Genomic DNA, 20,441 nt, shown 5'->3' on the forward strand with positions numbered 1-20,441 from the left:
AGAGGAGCGACATGACAGAGGCGACCCAGGAGCGCATCTCGGCCGAGATCGCCGAGGCGCACCGGAGCACGGACCGCGGCGGCGCCCTGCACCCCCGCCGGGACTTCGCGCCGTACCGGTCCTCCGTGCTGCGGCACCCGACGCACGAGCTCGTCCGCGCCGACCCCGAGGAGATCGAGCTCACCTCGCCCGCGTTCGGGCACACGGACGTGGCGTCGTCCGAGTCCGACCTCACCGTCCAGCACGCCGGCGAGCCGCTCGGCGAGCGCATCGTCGTCACCGGCCGCGTCCTGGACGGCGACGGGCGGCCCGTGCGGCGTCAGCTCGTCGAGGTCTGGCAGGCGAACGCGGCCGGCAGGTACGCGCACAAGCAGGACCAGCACCCGGCGCCGCTCGACCCGCACTTCACCGGCGTCGGCCGGATCGTCACGGGCGACGACGGCTCGTACCGGCTCACGACGATCAAGCCGGGTCCCTACCCGTGGCGCAACCACCGCAACGCCTGGCGCCCCGCGCACATCCACTTCTCGTTCTTCGGCACCGCCTTCACCCAGCGGCTCGTCACGCAGATGTACTTCCCGGGCGACCCGCTGTTCGGGCTCGACCCGATCTACCAGTCGATCGCCGACCCGGCCGCGCGCGCCCGGCTCGTCGCGACGTACGACCACGAGGTCGGCGAGCCGGAGCGGGCGCTCGGGTACCGCTGGGACGTCGTCCTGACGGGCCCGCGGTCGACCTGGTCGGAGCCGGAGCACGACCACGATGCCTGACCACCTGCCGACCCCCGGTCAGACGGTCGGACCGTTCTTCGGGTTCGCCCTCGCGTACGACGGCGGTCCCGTCGTCCGTGCCCCGTGGCAGCCCGACGCCGTCCGGCTGCACGGCCTCGTCCTCGACGGGGCCGGCGCGCCCGTCCCCGACGCCCTGATCGAGCTCTGGGGTGCCCGGGCGGGCGGCGAGCCGTCCCGCGAGCGCGGCTCGCTCGACCGGGACCCGCACGGGTTCACCGGGTTCGGCCGGGCGGCGACCTCGCGCGCCGGCGCGTACGCGTTCAGCACCGTCAAGCCCGGGGCGTCCCGCCGCGGTGCGGCACCGTACGTCGTGCTCGCCGTCTTCGCCCGCGGCCTGCTCGACCACCTGCTCACCCGCGCCTACTTCGCCGACGAGGACGCCGCGAACGCGGCCGACCCGCTCCTGAACCGCGTGGACCCCGCCCGTCGCGCGACGCTCGTCGCCGCCGTCGACGGCCCGCGGTCCTACCGCCTGGACCTCCGGCTGCAGGGACCCGGCGAGACCGTGTTCCTCGACTACGGCGCGCCGCGATGACCGCCGCCGACTGGGGCCTCCTGCAGCCCGTCACGGCGGGCACCCCCGACGCGCCGGGGGACGACGACGTGCTCGCGGCGATGGTGCGGGTGGAGGCCGCCCTCCTGCGGGCGTGGGTGGCCGAGGACGGAGGCGGCGACGACGACGCCGCCCGGGTGCTCGAGCAGCCGGCGACGCCGCAGCGCCTGGACCGCGACGCGCTCGTCGCCGGCGTCGCCCGCGACGGCGCCCCGGTCGTCGCCCTGGTCGAGCAGCTCCGGGCGCTGCTCGACGAGCACGGTGCCGCGGCGGGACGGCTGCACGCGGGCGCGACCAGCCAGGACGTGCTCGACACGGCGCTCATGGTCGTCGCGCGGGAGTCCTTCGCACGGCTGCGGGTCTCGCTGGTCGCGACCGGGAGGGCGTTGGCCACCCTCGCCGACGCCGAGCGGGCCGCACCCCGCCTCGCCCACACGCTGGGTCGTGCCGCGGCGCCGACGACCCTCGGGGCCCAGGCGGCGGTCTGGCTGGACGGCGTCAGCTCGGCCGTGGCGGCCGTGGACGCCGTGCACCTGCCCGTCCAGCTCGGTGGCGCGGTCGGCACGGGCGAGCAGGCCGACCGCGAGGCCGGGCGGGCCGGGACGGCCGCGTCGCTCCGGGCGTCCGTCGCCGCCGGCCTCGGGCTGGAGGACCCCGGCCGGTCCTGGCACACCGACCGGACGCCGGTGCTCGGCGTGGCGACGGCGGCGGCGACCGCGAGCCTGGCGCTCGGGCGGATCGGGCGCGACCTGCTCGCCGGCGCGCGCGACGGGGTCGACGAGATCGGGCTGGCGGGTTCGGGCACGTCGTCGGCGATGCCGCACAAGCGCAACGCGGTCGGCCCCGTCGCGATGTGCGCCGCCGCGGTGCAGGCCCCGGGCCTGCTGTCGACGGTCGCCCGCGCCGCCGTGGCGGTGGACGAGCGGCCCGCGGGCGAGTGGCACGCGGAGTGGCGCGCCCTGCTGGACCTGCTCCGGCTCGGCTGCGGATCCGCCGGCACCGCGGACCGCACGGCCCGGACCCTGGCCGCGCACCGCGAGGCCGCGCTGCGCAACCTGCGCGCGGCCGGACTGCCCGAGCCCGACGCGGTCACGCTCGTCGCGTGCGGCCGTGCGGTGGACGACGCCCTCGCGCGGTTCGAGCGCGTCGTCCACCGCTCGGACGGGGGCCCCCGATGAGCCCGCCCCGGCTGCGCGGCTCCTTCGCGCCCGGAGCCGTGCCCGCGACGCACCAGGACCTGCTGGTCCTCCTCCCCTCGCTCGGCACCACCGGCGAGCTGTGGGACGGCGTCGTGGCGCACCTGCGCGCCGACCCGGCCACCGCACCGCTGCGGGTACTGCGGGTCGACCTGCCGGGCCACGGCGCGAGCCCGCCCGCGCACGGGCCGTTCACCGTCGCGGACCTCGCCGACGGCGTCCTCGCCGTGGTCGACGAGGCCGGTGGCGGGTCGTTCCACGTCGCAGGGGTGTCGCTCGGCGGAGCCGTCGCGCTGGAGCTCGCCCTCGCGCACGCCGACCGGGTGCGGACGCTGACGATGTGCTGCAGCGGCGCGCGGATCGGCACCCCCGCGGGCTGGGCAGACCGCGCGGCGGGCGTCCGCGCCGGGGGGACGGCGTCGCTCGTCGCCGCGAGCGCCGCGCGCTGGTTCGCACCGGGCTTCCCCGAGCGGCACCAGCGCGTCGTGGCGCGCGCCCTCGACGCGCTGATCGGGGTGGACGACGAGTCGTACGCGCGGTGCGCGGAGGCGCTCGCGCGGTTCGACCGGTCGGCGGCGTCCGCGGCGGTCTCCGTCCCGACGCTGCTGGTCAGCGGCGGGTACGACGAGGTGACGCCGCCGGCGTCCGTGCGCGAGCTGGCCGCGGTCCTCCCCCGCTCCACGCACGTCACGCTCGAGCCCGCGGGCCACCTGGCACCCCTCGAGGCGCCCGCCGAGGTGGCCGCGCTGGTCCGCGACCACCTCGGCCCGTCCGCCGGCCCGGACGCCCCGGACGCCCGGGCGCGGGGGACGCGGGTCCGGCGTGCCGTCCTCGGAGACGCCCACGTCGACGCCGCCGTCGCGGCCACCACTCCCCTGACCGCCGCGTTCCAGGACCTGCTCACCCGGTACGCGTGGGGCGAGGTCTGGGACCGCCCGGTGCTGTCCCGGCGGGAGCGCTCGATCGCCACCCTGGCCAGCCTCGTCACGGGCGGGCACACCGCGGAGGTCCGGCTGCACGCGCGCGCGGCCGTCCGGAACGGGCTGCGACCCGAGGAGGTCGCCGAGGTGGTCCTGCACACCGCCCTCTACGCCGGCCTCCCCGCGGCGAACAGCGCGATGGCCGTCGTCCGGGAGGCCCTCGCCGATCCGGAGCACGTTCCCCCGGGCACGGACACGGGCACGGAGACGAACACGGACACGGACGGAGGCAGGCATGGACAAGACCGTCGCGACGGCTGACGAGGCCGTCGCGGACATCGCCCCGGGCTCGTCGCTCGCGGTCGGCGGCTTCGGGCTGTCCGGGGTCCCCGTCACCCTGATCCGCGCCCTGCTCGCCCGGGGCGTCGACGGCCTCGAGGTCGTCTCCAACAACTGCGGCCTCGACGGCTGGGGGCTGGGCGAGCTGCTCGCCGCGGGCCGGATCCGCCGGGTGGTGGCCAGCTTCATCGGCGAGAACAAGGAGTTCGCCCGGCAGTACCTGAACGGCGAGCTCGAGGTGGAGCTGATCCCGCAGGGCACCCTCGCCGAACGGCTGCGGGCCGGTGGCGTGGGCATCCCGGCCTTCTACACCCCCGCCGGGGCGGGCACCGCCGTCTCGGACGGCGGGATCCCCCTGCGGTACGCGACCGACGGCACCGTCGCCCGGGCGAGCCACCCCAAGGAGCTGCGTCCGTTCGCCGCGCTCGGGCCCACCCGCCACTACGTCCTGGAGGAGGCCATCCGCACCGACTACGGCCTGGTGCGCGCGGCGGTCGGCGACCGCCACGGCAACCTGCGGTTCGAGAAGTCGGCCCGCAACTTCAACCCGCTCGCGGGGATGGCCGGCCGGCTCACGGTCGCGGAGGTCGACCGGCTGGTCGAGCCCGGGGACCTCGACCCCGACGACATCCACCTGCCCGGCATCTACGTCGACCGGGTCGTGCTGCTGACGCCCGCCCAGGCGGCCGAGCTGCCCGTCGAGAAGACCACGGTCCGGCCCCGACCCGAGGAGTCCTGATGCCACGCACCCGCGACCAGATCGCCGCACGCGCGTCCCGCGAGCTGCCCGACGGCGCCTACGTCAACCTCGGCATCGGGCTGCCGACCCTGATCCCGAACCACCTGCCGCCCGGGGTCGAGGTGGTCCTGCACTCCGAGAACGGGATCCTCGGCGTCGGGCCGTACCCGTGGGAGGGCGAGGCCGACCCGAAGCTCATCAACGCGGGCAAGGAGACCGTCACGGTCCTGCCCGGTGCCGCCTACTTCGACTCCGCCGCCAGCTTCGGGATGATCCGGGGCGGACGCATCACGCACGCGGTGCTCGGCGCGATGCAGGTCTCCGCGCGCGGCGACATCGCCAACTGGGCGGTGCCCGGCAGGATCGTCAAGGGGATGGGCGGGGCGATGGACCTCGTCGACGGCGCCGCGCACGTGCTGGTGGTGATGGAGCACGTCGCCAAGGACGGGTCGGCCAAGCTCGTCGAGCAGTGCACGCTCCCGCTGACCGGCCGGGCCTGCGTCGACCGCATCATCACCGACCTCGCGGTGCTCGACGTCACCGACGAGGGCCTCGTGCTGGTGGAGCTCGCCCCGGACGTGAGCGTGGACGAGGTGCGCGACGCGACGGCGGCGCGCCTGACCGTGGCCCTCGACGGCGATGCCTGAGCTCCGCGAGGTCGTCGTCTGCGAGCCGCTGCGCACGCCGGTCGGGCGCCTCGGCGGCTCGCTCGCGCCGCTCACCGCCCGGGACCTCGCCACCACGGTGCTGCGGTCCCTCGTCGAGCGGACCGGGCTGGACCGCGCCGCCGTCGACTCGGTGGTCGGGGCGCAGAGCTACCCCACCATGGAGTCGCCGGCGATCGGCCGCGTCGCCGCCCTCGACGCGGGCTTCCCGGTGACCACGACCGGCTACCAGCTCGACCGGCGCTGCGGCTCGGGTCTGCAGGCCGTGCTCAACGCCGCCATGGAGGTGCAGACCGGGGTCGCCGACGTGGTGGTGGCCCTCGGCGTGGAGTCGATGTCGAACGCCCCGTTGTACACCGAGCAGGGCCGGCGGGGGCTGCCTCCCGGCGGTCTCGTGCTGCACGACGCGCTGTCCCGCGGGCGGCTGACCGTGGGCGGCGACGCCTACCCGACGCCCGACGGCAACGTCGGGACCGCGGAGGCGCTGCGCGCCGAGTACGGCATCGGCCGCCACGAGCAGGACGCCCTGGCGCTGCGCTCGCACCAGCGTGCCGTCGCGGCGCAGGAGGCGGGCGCGTTCGACGCCGAGACCGTCCCGGTCGTGGTGCCGGGCGGACGGGGTGACACCGTCGTCGATCGCGACGAGCACCCCCGGCCCGGCTCCTCCCTCGACGCCCTCGCGGCGCTGCGGCCGGTCCTCGCCGGCAGCGACCCCGAGGCGACGGTGACCGCCGGCAACGCGAGCGGGCAGAACGACGCCGCCGCGGCCTGCGTCGTGACGACTCCCGAGCACGCGCGCGCCCTCGGGCTCGTGCCGCGCCTGCGCCTGCGCTCGTGGGCGGCCGCCGGCGTCGACCCGCGGCGGTTCGGGGTCGCACCCGTCCCCGCCACCCTGCTGGCGCTCGACCGGGCCGGCGCGACCCTCGGCGACCTGGACGTCGTCGAGCTGAACGAGGCGTTCGCCGTCCAGGTGCTCGCGTGCCTGGCCGACTGGCACATCGACGCGGAGGACCCCCGCGTCAACCCGCGCGGGAGCGGGATCTCGCTGGGGCACCCGATCGGGGCGACCGGGATCCGGATCCTCGCGACCCTCGCCCACGAGCTGCCCGCCGTCGACGGCACCCTCGCGGTCGAGACCCTGTGCATCGGCGGCGGCCAGGCGCTCGCCGCCGTCCTCGAGCGGGTCTGACGGCCCGGCCCCCCTCCCCCGACCCCCCGACCCGAGGAGACCGCGAGATGAGCAGGCCCGCCGACGCCACGGCCACCCCGCCCGGTGCCTCGACCCTCGCCGAGGTCGCGGCCGTCGCCGCCACCGGGGACGTGCACGCCTGGGTGGACGCCGTCGCCGCCCTGACCGAGCCGGATCGGGTGGTGTGGTGCGACGGCTCGGAGGCGCAGCGCGCCGGGCTGCTCGCCGAGATGGTGCGCGCCTCGACCCTGATCCCCCTCGACCCGCGGCGGCGCCCCAACTCGTACCTGGCCCGCTCGGACCCCGACGACGTCGCCCGCGTCGAGTCCCGCACGTTCGTCTGCCCGCGCCGCCAGGCCGACGCGGGACCCACCAGCAACTGGCGCCCGCCGGACGCGATGCGCGCCGAGCTGGGCGAGGTGTTCGCCGGCGCCATGCGCGACCGCACGATGTACGTCGTCCCGTTCTCGATGGGCCCGGTCGGCGGCCCGCTGTCCCGGGTCGGCGTGCAGGTCACCGACTCGCCGTACGTCGTCGTCAGCATGGCGGTCATGACGCGGGTGAGCACGGGCGTGCTCGACCTCGTGGCCGCCGGCGAGCCGTTCGTGCCGGCCGTGCACTCCGTCGGGGCGCCGCTGGTCGACAGCGCAGGCGCCCAGCGCCCGGACGTGCCGTGGCCCTGCAACCCGACCAAGTACATCGTGCACTTCCCCGAGTCCCGGGAGATCTGGTCCTACGGCTCCGGCTACGGCGGCAACGCGCTGCTCGGCAAGAAGTGCTTCGCCCTGCGCATCGCCTCCGTCATCGGTCGCGACGAGGGCTGGCTGGCGGAGCACATGCTGCTCATCCGCCTGACCTCGCCGCGGGGGCGCCGGTACCACCTCGCCGGCGCGTTCCCGTCGGCGTGCGGCAAGACCAACCTCGCGATGCTCCGCCCCACCCTGCCCGGCTGGCGGGTCGAGACGCTGGGCGACGACATCGCCTGGCTGCGGCAGGGGCCCGACGGGACGCTGCGCGCGATCAACCCCGAGACCGGCTTCTTCGGCGTCGCGCCCGGCACCGGGCCGAGGACCAACCCGGCCGCCGTCGAGATGCTCGCCCGCGACGTCATCTTCACCAACGTGGCGCTGACCGACGACGGCGACGTGTGGTGGGAGGGCCTGACCCCCGAGCCACCCGCGCACCTGGTCGACTGGACCGGCGCCGACTGGACGCCCGCGGACGGCGCCGCCGGTCGCCCCGCAGCCCACCCGAACTCCCGCTTCACCGTGTCCGCGGACCGGTGCCCCACGATGGCGGCGGACTGGGACGACCCCGACGGTGTCCCCGTCGACGCGATCGTCCTGGGCGGGCGCCGGGCGACGACCGTGCCGCTGGTCCTGCAGGCCGAGGACTGGGAGCACGGCGTGCTCATGGGAGCGAGCATCGCGTCCGAGCGCACCGCTGCCGCCGAGGGCGACGTCGGCGAGCTCCGCCGGGACCCGTTCGCCATGCTGCCGTTCTGCGGGTACGACCTGGCCGGGCACTGGGCGCACTGGCTCGAGGTCGGGGCGCGGCTGGACCCCGCCCGCCGCCCCCTGGTGTTCCAGGTGAACTGGTTCCGCACGGACGCCGACGGCCGGTACCTGTGGCCGGGGTTCGGCGAGAACGTCCGCGTGCTCGCCTGGGTGGCCGACCAGGTGGACCACGCCCGGCAGGAGCACGCCGACGTCGGCGCGGTCGCGAGCCCCGTCGGCGTGCTGCCCGCGCCCGGCGCCCTCGACACCCGCGGGCTCCACCTGGGCGGGGCGACCCTGGCCGAGCTGCTCACGGTGGATCGCGTCGCGTGGCTGCGGGAGGTCGAGCAGACGGAGAAGTTCTTCGCCGAGCTCGGGGACCGGGTGCCCGCGGTGCTGCTCGCGCGGCTTGCGCGGATGCGGGCTGCGCTCGCCGCGTGAGCCGGGCCCGGCAGTGCGAGGCGGGCCTCTGGCCCGTCGGCGGTCGGGATGGCGGGATTCGAACCCACGACCTTCCGCTCCCAAAGCGGACGCGCTACCAACCTGCGCCACATCCCGTGTCGCGGGCGAGTCTAGTGGCGGCCCCGTCCCGGGGGCGCTGGTCCGAGCACCGCCGGAGGACCCGGTACCCTGGTCCGGCGGCCTGCTCGGCAGGCCCGCGCGGGTGTAGCTCAATGGTAGAGCCCCAGTCTTCCAAACTGGCTACGCGGGTTCGATTCCCGTCACCCGCTCCGACCCCCGGTCCGGCGTCCGATCCAGCCACCGCAGCATCCCGTGCGCCGCGGCCACCCCCGAGCTGAACGACGCCTGCAGCAGGTACCCGCCGGTGGGCGCCTCCCAGTCGAGCATCTCCCCCGCGACGAACGTGCCCGGCAGCGCGTGCAGCATCAGGTGGTCGTCGACCTCGGACCAGCGGATCCCGCCCGCGCTGGAGATCGCCTTCTCGATCGGCATCGTCCCGGCCACCGGCACCGGCACCGCCTTGACCAGCGCGGCGGCCGCGGCAGGGGCGTCCGGGACCGCGTTGCCCGTGGCCTCGCGCAGCAGCGCGACGGCGACCGGGTCCAGCCCGATCGAGCGCTGCAGCCACGTGGAGCGGGAGTCCTTGGGCCGGCGCCGCGCCAGCCGCTCGGTCAGCCGCTCGACGGGCAGGTCCGGCCGCAGGTCGACCTTGAGCGCGCAGGCCCCAGCGTCGAGCGCGGCGCGGACGGCGGCGCCGAGCGCGTAGACGGGACCGCCCTCGACGCCGGTGCGGGTGACCATCGCGTCGCCGCGGACGGGCGGACGGTCCTGGCCCCGCACAGCCAGCGCGACGCTCTTGAGCGGGACGCCCTCGAACCGGTCGGCGAACACCGGGCTCCAGCCGACCCGCACCCCCACGTTGGCGGCACGCAGCGGCGCGGACGCCACGCCGCGGGCGGCGAAGGCCTCGACCCAGCCGCCGTCGGAGCCGAGCCGTGGCCAGGACGCGCCGCCGAGCGCGAACAGCACCACGTCGTGCCGCACCTCGCGCCGCGTGCCCTCGGCGGCCGCGCCGACGCCCACGAGCCGCAGGCCGGTCCCGTCACCGGTCCAGCCGGTCCACTGCTGCCGCTTCTCGATCGCGACGCCGAGCGCCTCCAGCCGGGCCAGCCAGGCGCGGACCAGGGGCGTCGCGCGGAACGACAGCGGGAACACCCGGCCGCTCGACCCGACGAAGGTCTCCTCCCCCAGGCCCGCGCACCACTCCCGCAGGTCGGTCGGGGTGAACGCCTCGACCATCGGTGCGAGCCGCGCGGCCGCGTCGCCGTCGCCGTACCGGGCGAGCAGCCGCGGGAGGTCCTCGGAGTGCGTGATGTTGAGGCCGCCGTGGCCGGCGAGCATGAACTTGCGTGCGACGGACGGCATCCGGTCGTAGACGGTGACCGCCACGCCGGCCCGGGCCAGCACCTCGGCGGCGATCAGCCCCGCGGGGCCGCCCCCGACCACTCCTGCCGTCCGCACCGGGCGACGGTAGCCCACGCGGGCCGTCGACCGTGCCTAGGCTCGCCCCCATGGCCACCGTCCTCATCGTCCGTCACGGCCGCACCACCGCGAACGCCACCGGCGTGCTCGCCGGCCGCACCCCCGGCGTCCTGCTCGACGCCACCGGCCACGAGCAGGCGGCCCGCACCGCCGAGCGGCTCGCCGTCGTCCCGCTGGTCGCCGTCGTCACCAGCCCCATGGAGCGCTGCCGCGAGACCGCCCAGGCGATCCTCGACCGGCAGGACCCGACGCCCCCGACGCTGGTCGACGAGCGCGTGACCGAGTGCGACTACGGCACCTGGCAGAACCGCCCGCTCGCCGAGCTCGCGAAGGAGCCGCTCTGGCGCACCGTGCAGACCCAGCCGAGCGCCACGATCTTCCCCGGCGGGGAGTCGATGGCCGCGATGCAGGCGCGCGCGGTCGCGGCGGTCCGGGAGCACGACGCCGCGATCGAGGCCGAGCACGGTCCCGGAGCGGTGTTCGCGGTGGTGACGCACGGCGACATCGTCAAGGCGCTGCTCGCCGACGCGCTCGGGATGCACCTGGACCTGTTCCAGCGGATCGGCGCCGGCCCCGCGTCGGTGTCGGTGGTCCGGTACGGCGCGACCCGCCCCGACGTGGTGGCGACCAACACGGACGGCGGCGACCTGTCGTGGCTGCGCGCGGCGGCGCCGGCCGGGGACGCCCCGGTCGGCGGGGGCGCCGGTGCCGGTGTCGGCGTCCGCTCCTAGCATGGGGGCATGCCCACGCTCCTCCACCTGCACGACTGGCCGGACCGCGTCGTCATCGGCACCGTCGGCCGCCCCGGCTCGCGCACGTTCTACCTGCAGGCCCGCACCGGCCGCCGGCTGACCTCCGTCGCCCTGGAGAAGCAGTGGGCCGCGACGCTCGCGGAGAAGATCGACGTCATCCTCGACGAGCTCATGTCCGACGAGGGCAACCGGTACAGCGTGCCGGCGCAGGCCATGTCGGAGCTGATGGACGCCGACCCCGTCGAGCAGCCGGTCGAGGAGGACTTCCGCCTCGGCTCGATGCGGCTGAGCTGGGACCCGGCCACCGCGCAGATCGTCGTCGAGGCGTACCCGCTGGTCCAGGTCGAGTCCGAGGAGGAGGCCGAGGCGCTGGAGGAGGCCGAGCCCGAGGAGGCGATGGTCGTCCGGATGCCCGTCGGCACCGCCCGCGCCTTCGCCGAGCGCGCCCGCCGGGTCGTCGAGGCCGGACGGCCCACCTGCCCGCGCTGCGGCGAGCCGATGGACCCGGACGGGCACGTCTGCGGGACCACCGAGGCCCCGTGACCGAGGCCGCCCCGGTCGACGGCGAGCTCGAGGTCGTCGGCCGCATCACCGTGGCGTCCAACGCCACGTTCCTGGCCCGGATCGCCGACGTGCAGGTGGTCTACAAGCCGACCGCGGGCGAGAAGCCGCTGTGGGACTTCCCCGACGGCACGCTGGCGCACCGCGAGGTGGCGGCGCACCTGGTCTCCGAGCAGACCGGCTGGGGCGTGGTCCCGCGCACCTGGTTGCGCGACGGGCCCCTCGGCCGCGGCATGGTCCAGCTCTGGCAGGAGCCCGACCGCGCGCAGGACCCCGTCGACGTGGTGCCGTCGGACGCCGTCCCGGACGCGGGCTGGCGCACGGTGCTGGAGGGCGGCGACGAGGAGGGCCGGCCGGTGACCCTGCTGCACGAGGACTCCCCCGCGCTGCGCCGGATGGCCGTGCTGGACGTGCTGCTGAACAACGCCGACCGCAAGGGCGGGCACGTGCTGCCGATGCCCGACGGCCGCCGGCTCGGCGTCGACCACGGCGTCACGTTCCACGTCGAGCCGAAGCTGCGCACCGTGCTGTGGGGCTGGCTCGGCGACGAGCTGACCGACGACGAGGTCACCGGGGTGGCGGCCGTCCGCAGCGGGCTGGACGGCGACCTCGGTGCCCGCCTCGCGACGCTGCTCGCCGCCGAGGAGGTCGCCGCGCTGGCCGACCGCTGCGACCGGCTTCTCGACGACGCACGGTTCCCGGGCCCCGAGGGCGACATGCCCGCGGTGCCCTGGCCGCTGTTCTGAGCTGGGCCCAGGTCGCGCCACCGGAAGCCGGCGCCGCGGGCGGGCGAGCTGCGCGCGGGGCTGCGCGGGTCGATAGCGTGCGGCGCATGAGCGAGGACGTCCGCAACGTGCACGAGGCGCTCTCGGCGATCGCCGAGCACTGGCAGCCGCACCGCCTGACCAGCGTCAACGACTACGACGTCAAGGTGGTGAAGCTGCTGGGCGAGTTCGTCTGGCACACCCACCCGGACACCGACGAGCTGTTCCTGGTCGTGAGCGGGCAGCTGACGATCCAGCTGCGTGATCGTGACGTCGTGCTGAACCCGTCGGACGTCTTCGTCGTCCCGCGCGGGGTGGAGCACTGCCCGAAGGCGCCCGAGGAGGTCCAGGCGATCCTGTTCGAGCCGAAGGGCACGGTGAACACCGGGGACGCAGGCGGCGACATGACCGCCGAGCTGCGCGAGCTCGACCGAACGGCGCCAGGCTGCACCCGCGACAACCACCGACCCCGCACCGGCATCGACGGCGCCGTCCCCGCACACCGCGTTCCGGACGTCCCGCGGAGCTGCACCTACGCCCGCCCGCGCCCGGCGGACCGCGTCGCCAGGCTCACGTCGAGCCAGCCGACCACCTGGTCCAGGTACCGGGTGCGCGCCGGCAGCGGCGACAGCGCGAGGTCGTGCGCTCCCCCGGTGATCTCCTCGTACGTGACGTCGCGTCCCAGGCGCGGCGCCAGGCGGCGCATGTCGGCGGGGTCCAGCACGGAGTCGGTCGTGAGCAGGCGGTCGTGCCAGCGGTCGTCCGGGCCGCTCGCGTCCGAGGCCAGCACCAGCACGGGGACGTCGATGTCGAGGCCGCGCGCGACCTCGGCCTGCCCGCGCCGCACGGCCCGCACGAAGCCGGCGCGTACCGGGAAGCCCTCGTACGGCTTCCAGGTCAGGTCGTAGGCCCACTCGCCGCCGCCCTCGGCGTGCAGCGCCCGGCCGTAGTCCGGACCCACGTGCGACACCACCAGCCACGGGGCAACCCGGGCGATGCCGTGGTCGATGAGCGGGGCCAGCACCCGGCGCTCGAACCACGACCCCCGCACGGCCAGCCACGGGCTGTTCAGCACGACGGCGTCGACCAGCCCGCGGGCGCGGCGGTGGTGCGCCCACAGCGCGGCGACCAGCCCGCCGGTCGAGTGCCCCAGCAGCACCACCCGGGAGTGCGCGGCCCGGACGAGGCGCAGCGCGGCGTCGACCTCCTCGGCGTACACGGCGAGCGACCGGGTGTCGTTCGGCTCGCGGCCGCTGCGGATCGAGCGCCCGTAGTCCCGCAGGTCGAGCGCGTACAGGTCGTAGCCCCGGTCCGCGAGCGCGTCGGCGACGTGCGTCTGGAAGAAGTAGTCGACGAAGCCGTGCACGTAGAGCACGGCGGGCCGGCCCGGGTCCGCGCCCGCGTCGCGCCGGTGCACCAGCGTGGCGACCGCGTCGCCCTGGGCGTCGGGGACCAGGTGCAGGGTGCGCTGCACCCAGTCGTCGCCCAGCACGTCGGGAACCGCGTCGTCGACCCTCATGACCGGCATCGTCCCACCGCGGGCCCGCGCGGCGGCAGACCCCCGCCGGTGGCGGTCTCCGCGCCGGTGACGCACGGTGGGAGGGTGCGACGCCGACGCCCCGGGATTTCTTGGGGGCCGTCGCGTGTTGGGGCTACTGTCGGGCCTGTCGGACCTGACGCCGACCTGACGGGAGAGGGAGCCGGGCATGCGCAACGCGTCGAGCACCGCTCCGCTCGTGCCCGCCCCGGCCACGCCGCACGTCCCCGCCGAGCGCGGCTGTCGCTGTCCGTAGAGCCCTGGCCGCACCGCCGCACGCCGGCGGACGCCCACCGGACCCTCGCGGGCCCGCGTGACCGGCCAGCGCTCGCCCTCGACCCGCGGCCGGGCGTGTCCCGGCTGCGCCCTCCCGCTCTCCCGCCAGCTCGACCCGAAGGACGGATGGATCTCCCATGGCACGCATCTACGACGACGCGACGCAGCTCATCGGCAACACGCCGCTGGTGCGGATCAACAAGCTGACCGCGGGCGTCGACGCGACGATCGTCGGCAAGCTCGAGTTCTACAACCCCGCCAGCTCGGTGAAGGACCGCATCGGCGTCGCCATCGTCGACGCGGCGGAGGCGTCCGGCGAGCTGCAGCCCGGCGGCACCATCGTCGAGGCCACCAGCGGCAACACCGGCATCGCGCTGGCGTTCGTCGGCGCGGCCCGGGGCTACGACGTCGTGCTGACCATGCCCGAGTCGATGTCCAAGGAGCGCCGCGCGCTGCTGCGCGCCTACGGCGCCGAGCTCATCCTCACGCCGGCGTCCGAAGGCATGAAGGGCGCCGTCAGCCGGGCGGAGCAGGTCGTGGCCGAGCGCCCGGGCGCCATCCTGGCCCGCCAGTTCGCCAACGAGGCCAACCCCGCGATCCACCGCCGCACCACGGCCGAGGAGATCTGGGCCGACACCGACGGCGCGGTCGACATCCTGGTCGCCGGCATCGGCACCGGCGGCACCATCACCGGCGTCGGCCAGGTGCTCAAGGAGCGCAAGCCCGGCGTCCAGGTCGTGGGCGTCGAGCCGGCCGAGTCGCCGATCCTCAACGGCGGCGCCCCCGGCCCGCACAAGATCCAGGGCATCGGCGCGAACTTCGTGCCGGAGATCCTGGACACGAGCATCTACGACGAGATCATCGACGTGGACGCCGAGACCGCCGTCGCCGTCGCCCGCAAGGCCGCCACCGAGGAGGGCCTGCTGGTCGGCATCTCCTCCGGCGCCGCCCTGCACGCGGCGATCGAGCTCGGCAAGCGCCCCGAGAACGCGGGCAAGCTGATCGTCGTGATCATCCCCTCGTTCGGCGAGCGCTACCTCTCCTCCATCCTGTACGCCGACCTCCTGGACTGATCACCATGACCTCGACCGCACGGCTGCCCCGCCCGGGCGGCGCCTCCCGCCCCGAGGGACGGGACGTGCCCACCCCGGCGCGCGCGCCGTCCGACCCGCGCACGGCCACGGCCGGGCTGGGCGACCGCTGGCGGCGCGTCCGCCGGTTCGCTCGCACCCTGCGCGAGGACCTGGACGCCGCGCAGCGCCGGGACCCGGCGGCGCGGTCGCGGGTCGAGGTCGCGCTCGCCTACCCCGGCCTGCACGCCGTGTGGGTGCACCGGGTCGCGCACCGGATGTGGCGGGAGCCGGGCCTGCGCCTGCCGGCCCGGCTCCTGTCGCAGGTGTCCCGCGCCGCCACCGGGGTGGAGATCCACCCGGGGGCGACCATCGGGCACCGGCTGTTCATCGACCACGGCATGGGTGTCGTGGTCGGCGAGACCGCCGTGATCGGCGACGACGTGGTGCTGTTCCACGGCGCGACGCTCGGCGGCAAGACCATGAAGCGCGGCAAGCGGCACCCCACCGTCGGCGACCGCGTGGTGATCGGCGCGGGCGCCAAGGTGCTCGGGCCGGTCTGGATCGGCGACGACGCGCAGGTCGGGGCTAACGCGGTGGTGCTCAAGGACGTCCCCGCGGGCGCGGTCGCGGTCGGCGTGCCGGCGAAGATCCGGCAGAAGCCGGCCTCGGCGGCCCCGGAACCAGAGGTCGACGACCCGGCCATCTACATCTGACCGCCCCGCGCGTCCCCGCGAGGTCGAGGGTTCCGCGGGCGCCGACGGCGTGTCGCCGCGGCGTGTCGCGCAAACCCCTCGACCTCGGCGGCTCGCGACGCGTCAGGCGAGCGGGGCGCCGCCCTCCCACGCGCGGGGGGTGAACTCCGGGCGGCCGGTCCACGTCTCGCTGAGCATCGGCGACGAGATCAGCATGTCCGCGGTCGCGACGTTGGCGGCCATCGGGACGTTCCACACCGCGGCGATCCGCAGCAGCGCCTTGACGTCGGGGTCGTGCGGCTGCGGCTCGAGCGGGTCCCAGAAGAAGATCAGCATGTCGATGATGCCCTCGGCGATCTTCGCGCCGATCTGCTGGTCGCCGCCGACCGGGCCGGAGAGCAGCCGCGTCACGGGCAGCCCGAGCTCGAACTCGAGCATCGTGCCGGTGGTGCCGGTCGCGTACAGGACGTGCTGCGACAGCGTGCCGCTGTTGAACTCGGCCCAGCGCAGCAGCTCCACCTTCTTGTTGTCGTGGGCCACGAGGGCGATGTGGTGGGCGGCGCCGGACATGGCGGGGTCCTTCCGTGGGTGGTGCGACGTGCGCGGGCGCCCGGGGAAGCGCCTGGCCACAGCGTAGGGGGCCGTCGTGACGCGCCGGTGGAGCGGACGCTGTGCGTTCGGGCACCCGGCACGGCACGATGACCGGCGGACGCGCTCACCGGCGAGCGCGCCGGCGAAGGAGGCGGCATGCGGCTCGGCTACCACACCGGCTACTGGTCGGCGGGTCCCCCGCCCGGGGCGGCGGAGGCGGTGCAGGCGGCCGACCGGCTGGGCCTCGACTCCGTGTGGACGGCGGAGGCGTACGGCTCCGACGCGTTCACCCCGCTGGCGTGGTGGGGCGCGACGACGTCCCGGGTGCGGCTCGGCACGGCCGTCGCGCAGATCGCGGCGCGCACGCCGACCGCGACCGCGATGGCCGCCCTCACCCTGGACCACCTGTCCGGCGGGCGGTTCACGCTGGGGCTCGGCGTCTCCGGGCCCCAGGTCGTGGAGGGCTGGTACGGCCTGCCCTACCCGCGGCCGCTCGCGCGGACCCGGGAGTTCGTGGCGGTCGTCCGGGACGTGCTGCGCCGCGAGGGCCCCGTGCGGGCGGGCGGCCCGTTCTACCGGCTGCCGCTCCCCGAGGACGAGGGCGCCGGGCTGGGCAAGGCGCTGCGGTCGACCGTGCACCCGCTGCGCGCGGACCTGCCGATCCACCTGGCCGCCGAGGGGCCGAAGAACATCGCCCTGACCGCCGAGATCGCCGACGGCTGGCTGCCGCTGTTCTACACGCCGCGGCTCGACGGCGAGTTCCGCGGCCTGCTGGCCGAGGGGTTCGACCGGCGGCTGGCCGGCACCCGCCCCGTCGAGGAGTTCGAGGTCACCGCGACCGTGCCCGTGGTGCTCGGCCCGGACGTCGAGACCGCCGCCGACGCCGTGCGGCCGTTCGTCGCGCTGTACGCCGGCGGGATGGGCGCGAAGGGCGCGAACTTCCACGCGAACGCGCTGGCCCGGCTCGGGTACGCCGAGGCGTGCGCGGAGATCCAGGCGCACTGGTCCGCCGGCGACCGGGCGCGCGCCGCCGCTGCCGTGCCGACCGAGCTCGTGCGGGACGTCGCGCTGGTCGGGCCGCCGGACGAGGTCCGGGCGCAGGCCGCCGCCTGGCGGGACACCGCGGTGACGACGCTGCTGATCCAGGCCGCACCGGACCAGCTCCAGGACATCGCCGCGCTCCTGGCCGACGTCTGAGCCGGCCGGCGTCCCGCGCGGCCCGCTCGCGCACCGTCGCCCCCTCCGGCCCGTCGCCACGCGGACCTGGACCCGTCGCCCGACCGCCCGCTGCGCGACCGCCCGCCCGCCCCGAGGTCGTCATTCGTCGGCGAGGTCGTCACACGTACGTGACGACCTCGCCGACGTGTGACGACCTGGCCGCGCCGGTGGCGGCGGCACCGGCCGATGACGGCGCCGGCACGCCGTCGAGCGCCCGCCGGTGCCGGAGCGCGCACCCGGCGGGGCGCGGCGCAACGCCGGCGACACACGGGGCCGCTAGCGTCCGGCGGGTGACCCGGACCGCCCCGACCGACCTCCCCGACCGCGGTGCCGACCCGCGCGACGGCGCCACGCACGTCGCCGCCGGGGTGGTCACGGCGCTGGTCGGGTTCACCAGCGCGTTCGCGGTCGTGCTCGGCGGGCTGCGGGCGGTGGGCGCGTCCCCCGCGCAGGCGGCGTCGGGGCTGCTCGCCGTGACGCTCGCGATGGGGGCCGCCACCGTGCTGCTGGCGTGGCGGACGCGGCTGCCGATCACGGTCGCCTGGTCGACCCCGGGTGCCGCGCTGCTCGCGACCACCGGAGCGGCGGCGGGCGGCTGGGCGCAGGCGGTCGGCGGGTTCGTGCTGTGCGGGGTGCTGCTGGCCGCGGTCGGGCTGTGGCGGCCGCTCGAGCGCGCGGTGCAGCGCATCCCGGTGCCGCTGGCGAGCGCGATGCTGGCCGGGGTGCTGGTCGACCTGTGCCTGCAGCCCGTGCTGGCCGTGGCGGACCGGCCGCTGCTGGTCGGGCCGGTGGTGCTGGTGTGGCTGGTGCTGCTGCGGCTCGCGCCGCGCTGGGCGACGCCGGCGGCGATCGGGCTCGCGGTGGCGCTGGCGATCGCCTCGCCGGACGTGCGCGGGCTGGCCGCGCCCGACCTGGTGCCCTCGCTGACCTGGACGACGCCGGCGTTCAGCTGGCCGGCCGTGGTCTCGGTGGCGGTGCCGCTCTTCGTGGTGACGATGGCGTCGCAGAACATCCCGGGCGTCGCGGTGCTCGCCGGGTTCGGGTACGTCGCACCGCTGCGGCCCGTGATGCTGGTGACCGGCCTCGGCACCGTGCTGGCCGCGCCGTTCGGCGGGCACGCGATCAACCTCGCGGCGATCAGCGCGGCGCTCGCCGCCGGTCCGGAGGCCGGGCCGGACCCGCGGCGGCGGTGGCGCGCGGCGGTCGTCGCCGGGCTCGGGTACCTGGTGCTCGGCGTGGGCTCGGCCGCCGTCGCCGCCGTGGCGCTCGCCGCGCCCGCGGGGCTGATCGCGGCCGCGGCGGGCCTGGCCCTGGTCGGGACGCTGGCGTCGTCGCTCGGCGCGGCGTTCGGCGAGCCCGGGCACCGCGAGGCCGCGGCCGTGACGTTCCTCGTGACGGTCTCGGGCGTGGCCGTCGGCGGGATCTCCGCGGCGTTCTGGGGCCTGATCGCGGGCGTCGCGGTCCACCTGGTCCTCCACCCGATCCGCCGCTCCCCGGCCGGCTGACCAGGCGCGCCCGCCGCCGAGCGGGCAGCAGATGTCCCCTCGCCGCGGCACGAGGGGACAGCTGCTGCCCGCTCGGCGGTGCGCGCGGGAGCGGGTGCGCGCGGGGCGGGCGCGGGCGGGTTCCGGCGCGGCGGGGTTGTCCGGTGGCGCGCTCGGCGCTACTGTCGGCGGTGATCCCGAGACGTGAACGTTTGTGTCTCGACATGTAAGACGACGAGCGATGCGCGAGAGGAGGCGGCCCGTGACCCGGTCCACGCACCTGCGGACGACCCAGCGTCCGGGCCTGCCGATGGCCCCGCGCTGCCGCTGTTGTCGCCCCACGGCGAGCTGTCCGCGCTCCCGTCGCGCCGCCTGACCGCGTCCTCCCCGACACCCTCCGGCGACGCCCCGCGGCAGCACCCCCGCCGCGCCAGGCCCTGACCGCACCCGCGCGACCTCGCGCGTCCGTGCCGACGGTCACCCGGGCCGCGCCGGCCGCCCAGCGGCACGTGACCCCGCGGCCGCGCCCCGGTCCGCCCGGCGCACCGCGCACGCCGTCCCGCAGCACCCCCGACCGCCCGCGCCACCCGCGCGGCCCGACGTCCCGGGAGCCCCCGTGAGCCACGCCCGCACCAGCACCGCGCCGACCGGCACCGCCCCGGCCGGCGCCACGCCGGACGACGCCGTCCCCGCCGGCACCACGCCGACCGGCACCGCCCCGGTCGACACCGCGCCCGCCGACGTGCCCGCCGACGTGCCCGCCGACGGCGGCACCCTCGCGCGCCCGGTCACCCTGCGCGGCGTCGCCCGGACGTTCGCCACCCCGACCGGCCCGCGCCCCGTGCTGGCGGGTGTCGACCTGCAGATCGCCCCCGGCGAGATCGTGGCCGTCATCGGCCCGTCGGGCTGCGGCAAGTCGACGCTGCTGCGCCAGGTCGCAGGCCTGGACGCCCCCGACGCGGGCGAGATCCTGCTGGGCGGCTCCCCCGTCACCCCGTACGACGCCCGCACGGCCGTCGCGTTCCAGGAGCCGCGGCTGCTCCCCTGGCGGACGCTGGCGCACAACGTGGCGCTCGGGGTGCCGCGGGGCACGTCGCGCGCCGAGTCCCGCGAGCAGGTCGCCCGGCTGCTCGACCTGGTCGGGCTGTCCGGCTCGGCGGGCCTGCGCCCCCGGCAGGTGTCCGGCGGCATGGCGCAGCGCGCGTCGCTGGCGCGGGCGCTGGCCCGCCGCCCGGGCGTGCTGCTGCTCGACGAGCCGTTCGGCGCCCTCGACGCCCTGACCCGGCTCCGGATGCAGGACCTGCTGCTGGAGGTGCACGCCGAGCAGCCCACGACGGTGCTGCTCGTGACGCACGACGTCGAGGAGGCGCTGTACCTCGCCGACCGCGTCGTCCTGCTCGGCGGGCTCGAGGCCGAGCGCCCCGGTGCGTCGATCCGCTCGGTCATCACCGTCCCCGGCGACCGGCCCCGCGACCGCGCGGACGCCCGGCTCGGGGAGCTGCGCGCCGAGCTGCTGGACGGCCTCGGCGTGCCGACGCACCACCACCGGCACGACGCCGACGCGCACCACTCGATCTGACCCGCTCCCCCACCCGCGCACC

19 protein-coding genes, 2 tRNA genes and 1 pseudogene are annotated in these 20,441 nt (G+C 76.6%); 18 read left to right on the forward strand and 4 right to left on the reverse strand.

Annotated features, from left to right (window positions below):
• The first annotated feature begins 11 nt into the window (after positions 1-11).
• The 8 genes from pcaH to AC1050_RS04805 are packed head-to-tail and all read left to right on the forward strand — an operon-like array spanning position 12 to position 8,329.
• Entirely contained in the window at positions 12-770 is a 759-nt protein-coding gene (gene pcaH / locus AC1050_RS04770) for a protocatechuate 3,4-dioxygenase subunit beta (RefSeq protein ID WP_482386226.1), read from the forward strand.
• Complete coding sequence (pcaG, locus tag AC1050_RS04775) at positions 763-1,326, forward strand: protocatechuate 3,4-dioxygenase subunit alpha (RefSeq protein WP_482386227.1); 564 nt, start codon at positions 763-765, stop codon at positions 1,324-1,326. Before pcaH ends, pcaG begins: the two co-directional genes overlap by 8 nt.
• Positions 1,323-2,522: a lyase family protein gene (locus AC1050_RS04780; protein ID WP_482386228.1), complete on the forward strand. Its 1,200-nt coding sequence runs from the start codon at positions 1,323-1,325 to the stop codon at positions 2,520-2,522. The genes pcaG and AC1050_RS04780 overlap by 4 nt, the downstream gene beginning before the upstream one ends.
• On the forward strand, positions 2,519-3,781 hold the full coding sequence (gene pcaDC, locus AC1050_RS04785; protein WP_482386229.1) for a bifunctional 3-oxoadipate enol-lactonase/4-carboxymuconolactone decarboxylase PcaDC: 1,263 nt from the start codon (positions 2,519-2,521) through the stop codon (positions 3,779-3,781). Before AC1050_RS04780 ends, pcaDC begins: the two co-directional genes overlap by 4 nt.
• Positions 3,756-4,538, forward strand: a complete 783-nt coding sequence (locus AC1050_RS04790) for a CoA transferase subunit A (protein ID WP_482386230.1) — start codon at positions 3,756-3,758, stop codon at positions 4,536-4,538. The genes pcaDC and AC1050_RS04790 overlap by 26 nt, the downstream gene beginning before the upstream one ends.
• Positions 4,538-5,185, forward strand: coding sequence for a CoA transferase subunit B (locus AC1050_RS04795; RefSeq protein WP_482386231.1), 648 nt, complete (start codon positions 4,538-4,540; stop codon positions 5,183-5,185). The genes AC1050_RS04790 and AC1050_RS04795 overlap by 1 nt, the downstream gene beginning before the upstream one ends.
• A complete protein-coding gene (locus AC1050_RS04800) occupies positions 5,178-6,392 on the forward strand; it encodes an acetyl-CoA C-acetyltransferase (protein ID WP_482386232.1) in 1,215 nt (404 codons plus the stop codon). The genes AC1050_RS04795 and AC1050_RS04800 overlap by 8 nt, the downstream gene beginning before the upstream one ends.
• Positions 6,393-6,439: 47 nt before the next feature.
• Positions 6,440-8,329 carry a phosphoenolpyruvate carboxykinase (GTP) gene (locus AC1050_RS04805; protein WP_482386233.1) on the forward strand — a complete coding sequence of 630 codons (1,890 nt, stop codon included), beginning with the start codon at positions 6,440-6,442 and terminating at the stop codon, positions 8,327-8,329.
• A 43-nt stretch (positions 8,330-8,372) separates the two neighbouring features.
• Here AC1050_RS04805 and AC1050_RS04810 read toward each other — a convergent pair.
• Positions 8,373-8,446: transfer RNA gene (locus AC1050_RS04810), tRNA-Pro, on the reverse strand.
• 102 nt (positions 8,447-8,548) lie between these two features.
• Between AC1050_RS04810 and AC1050_RS04815 the strand changes: the two genes are divergently transcribed.
• Positions 8,549-8,619 (forward strand) — tRNA-Gly (locus AC1050_RS04815).
• On the opposite strand, the gene AC1050_RS04820 is transcribed toward AC1050_RS04815, so the two are convergent.
• Positions 8,591-9,871 (reverse strand): TIGR03862 family flavoprotein, encoded by a 1,281-nt coding sequence (locus AC1050_RS04820; RefSeq protein ID WP_482386234.1) that lies wholly within the window; start codon positions 9,869-9,871, stop codon positions 8,591-8,593. The two genes, AC1050_RS04815 and AC1050_RS04820, sit on opposite strands and share 29 nt — an antisense overlap.
• Positions 9,872-9,921: 50 nt before the next feature.
• On the opposite strand from AC1050_RS04820, the gene AC1050_RS04825 reads away from it, so the two are divergent.
• From AC1050_RS04825 to AC1050_RS04840, 4 genes and pseudogenes are all read left to right on the forward strand, one after another.
• Positions 9,922-10,623: an MSMEG_4193 family putative phosphomutase gene (locus tag AC1050_RS04825; RefSeq protein WP_482386235.1), complete on the forward strand. Its 702-nt coding sequence runs from the start codon at positions 9,922-9,924 to the stop codon at positions 10,621-10,623.
• 9 nt (positions 10,624-10,632) lie between these two features.
• Entirely contained in the window at positions 10,633-11,187 is a 555-nt protein-coding gene (locus AC1050_RS04830; RefSeq protein ID WP_482386236.1) for a DUF3090 domain-containing protein, read from the forward strand.
• Positions 11,184-11,951 carry an SCO1664 family protein gene (locus AC1050_RS04835; protein WP_482386237.1) on the forward strand — a complete coding sequence of 256 codons (768 nt, stop codon included), beginning with the start codon at positions 11,184-11,186 and terminating at the stop codon, positions 11,949-11,951. The genes AC1050_RS04830 and AC1050_RS04835 overlap by 4 nt, the downstream gene beginning before the upstream one ends.
• Before the next feature lie 86 nt (positions 11,952-12,037).
• Positions 12,038-12,397, forward strand: a pseudogene (locus tag AC1050_RS04840) (cupin domain-containing protein); the annotation flags it as partial.
• 104 nt (positions 12,398-12,501) lie between these two features.
• Here the strand turns inward: AC1050_RS04840 and AC1050_RS04845 are convergent.
• Positions 12,502-13,488, reverse strand: coding sequence for an alpha/beta hydrolase (locus AC1050_RS04845; RefSeq protein WP_482386238.1), 987 nt, complete (start codon positions 13,486-13,488; stop codon positions 12,502-12,504).
• Positions 13,489-13,919: 431 nt separating this feature from the next.
• On the opposite strand from AC1050_RS04845, the gene cysK reads away from it, so the two are divergent.
• Together cysK and epsC are read left to right on the forward strand one after the other, a co-directional pair.
• A complete protein-coding gene (cysK, locus tag AC1050_RS04850; protein ID WP_482386239.1) occupies positions 13,920-14,855 on the forward strand; it encodes a cysteine synthase A in 936 nt (311 codons plus the stop codon).
• A gap of 5 nt (positions 14,856-14,860) precedes the next feature.
• Positions 14,861-15,568: a serine O-acetyltransferase EpsC gene (gene epsC / locus AC1050_RS04855; RefSeq protein WP_482386240.1), complete on the forward strand. Its 708-nt coding sequence runs from the start codon at positions 14,861-14,863 to the stop codon at positions 15,566-15,568.
• A gap of 102 nt (positions 15,569-15,670) precedes the next feature.
• On the opposite strand, the gene AC1050_RS04860 is transcribed toward epsC, so the two are convergent.
• Positions 15,671-16,117, reverse strand: a complete 447-nt coding sequence (locus AC1050_RS04860; RefSeq protein ID WP_482386241.1) for a methylglyoxal synthase — start codon at positions 16,115-16,117, stop codon at positions 15,671-15,673.
• 177 nt (positions 16,118-16,294) lie between these two features.
• Between AC1050_RS04860 and AC1050_RS04865 the strand changes: the two genes are divergently transcribed.
• The 3 genes from AC1050_RS04865 (at position 16,295) to AC1050_RS04875 (ending at position 20,419) form a co-directional block, all read left to right on the forward strand.
• Positions 16,295-17,335, forward strand: coding sequence for an LLM class F420-dependent oxidoreductase (locus AC1050_RS04865; protein WP_482386242.1), 1,041 nt, complete (start codon positions 16,295-16,297; stop codon positions 17,333-17,335).
• 311 nt (positions 17,336-17,646) lie between these two features.
• Positions 17,647-18,861 (forward strand): benzoate/H(+) symporter BenE family transporter, encoded by a 1,215-nt coding sequence (locus AC1050_RS04870; RefSeq protein WP_482386243.1) that lies wholly within the window; start codon positions 17,647-17,649, stop codon positions 18,859-18,861.
• A gap of 721 nt (positions 18,862-19,582) precedes the next feature.
• Positions 19,583-20,419, forward strand: a complete 837-nt coding sequence (locus tag AC1050_RS04875) for an ABC transporter ATP-binding protein (RefSeq protein ID WP_482387241.1) — start codon at positions 19,583-19,585, stop codon at positions 20,417-20,419.
• Positions 20,420-20,441: the final 22 nt, after the last annotated feature.

Source organism: Cellulomonas sp. NEAU-ZC6 (assembly GCF_056844425.1).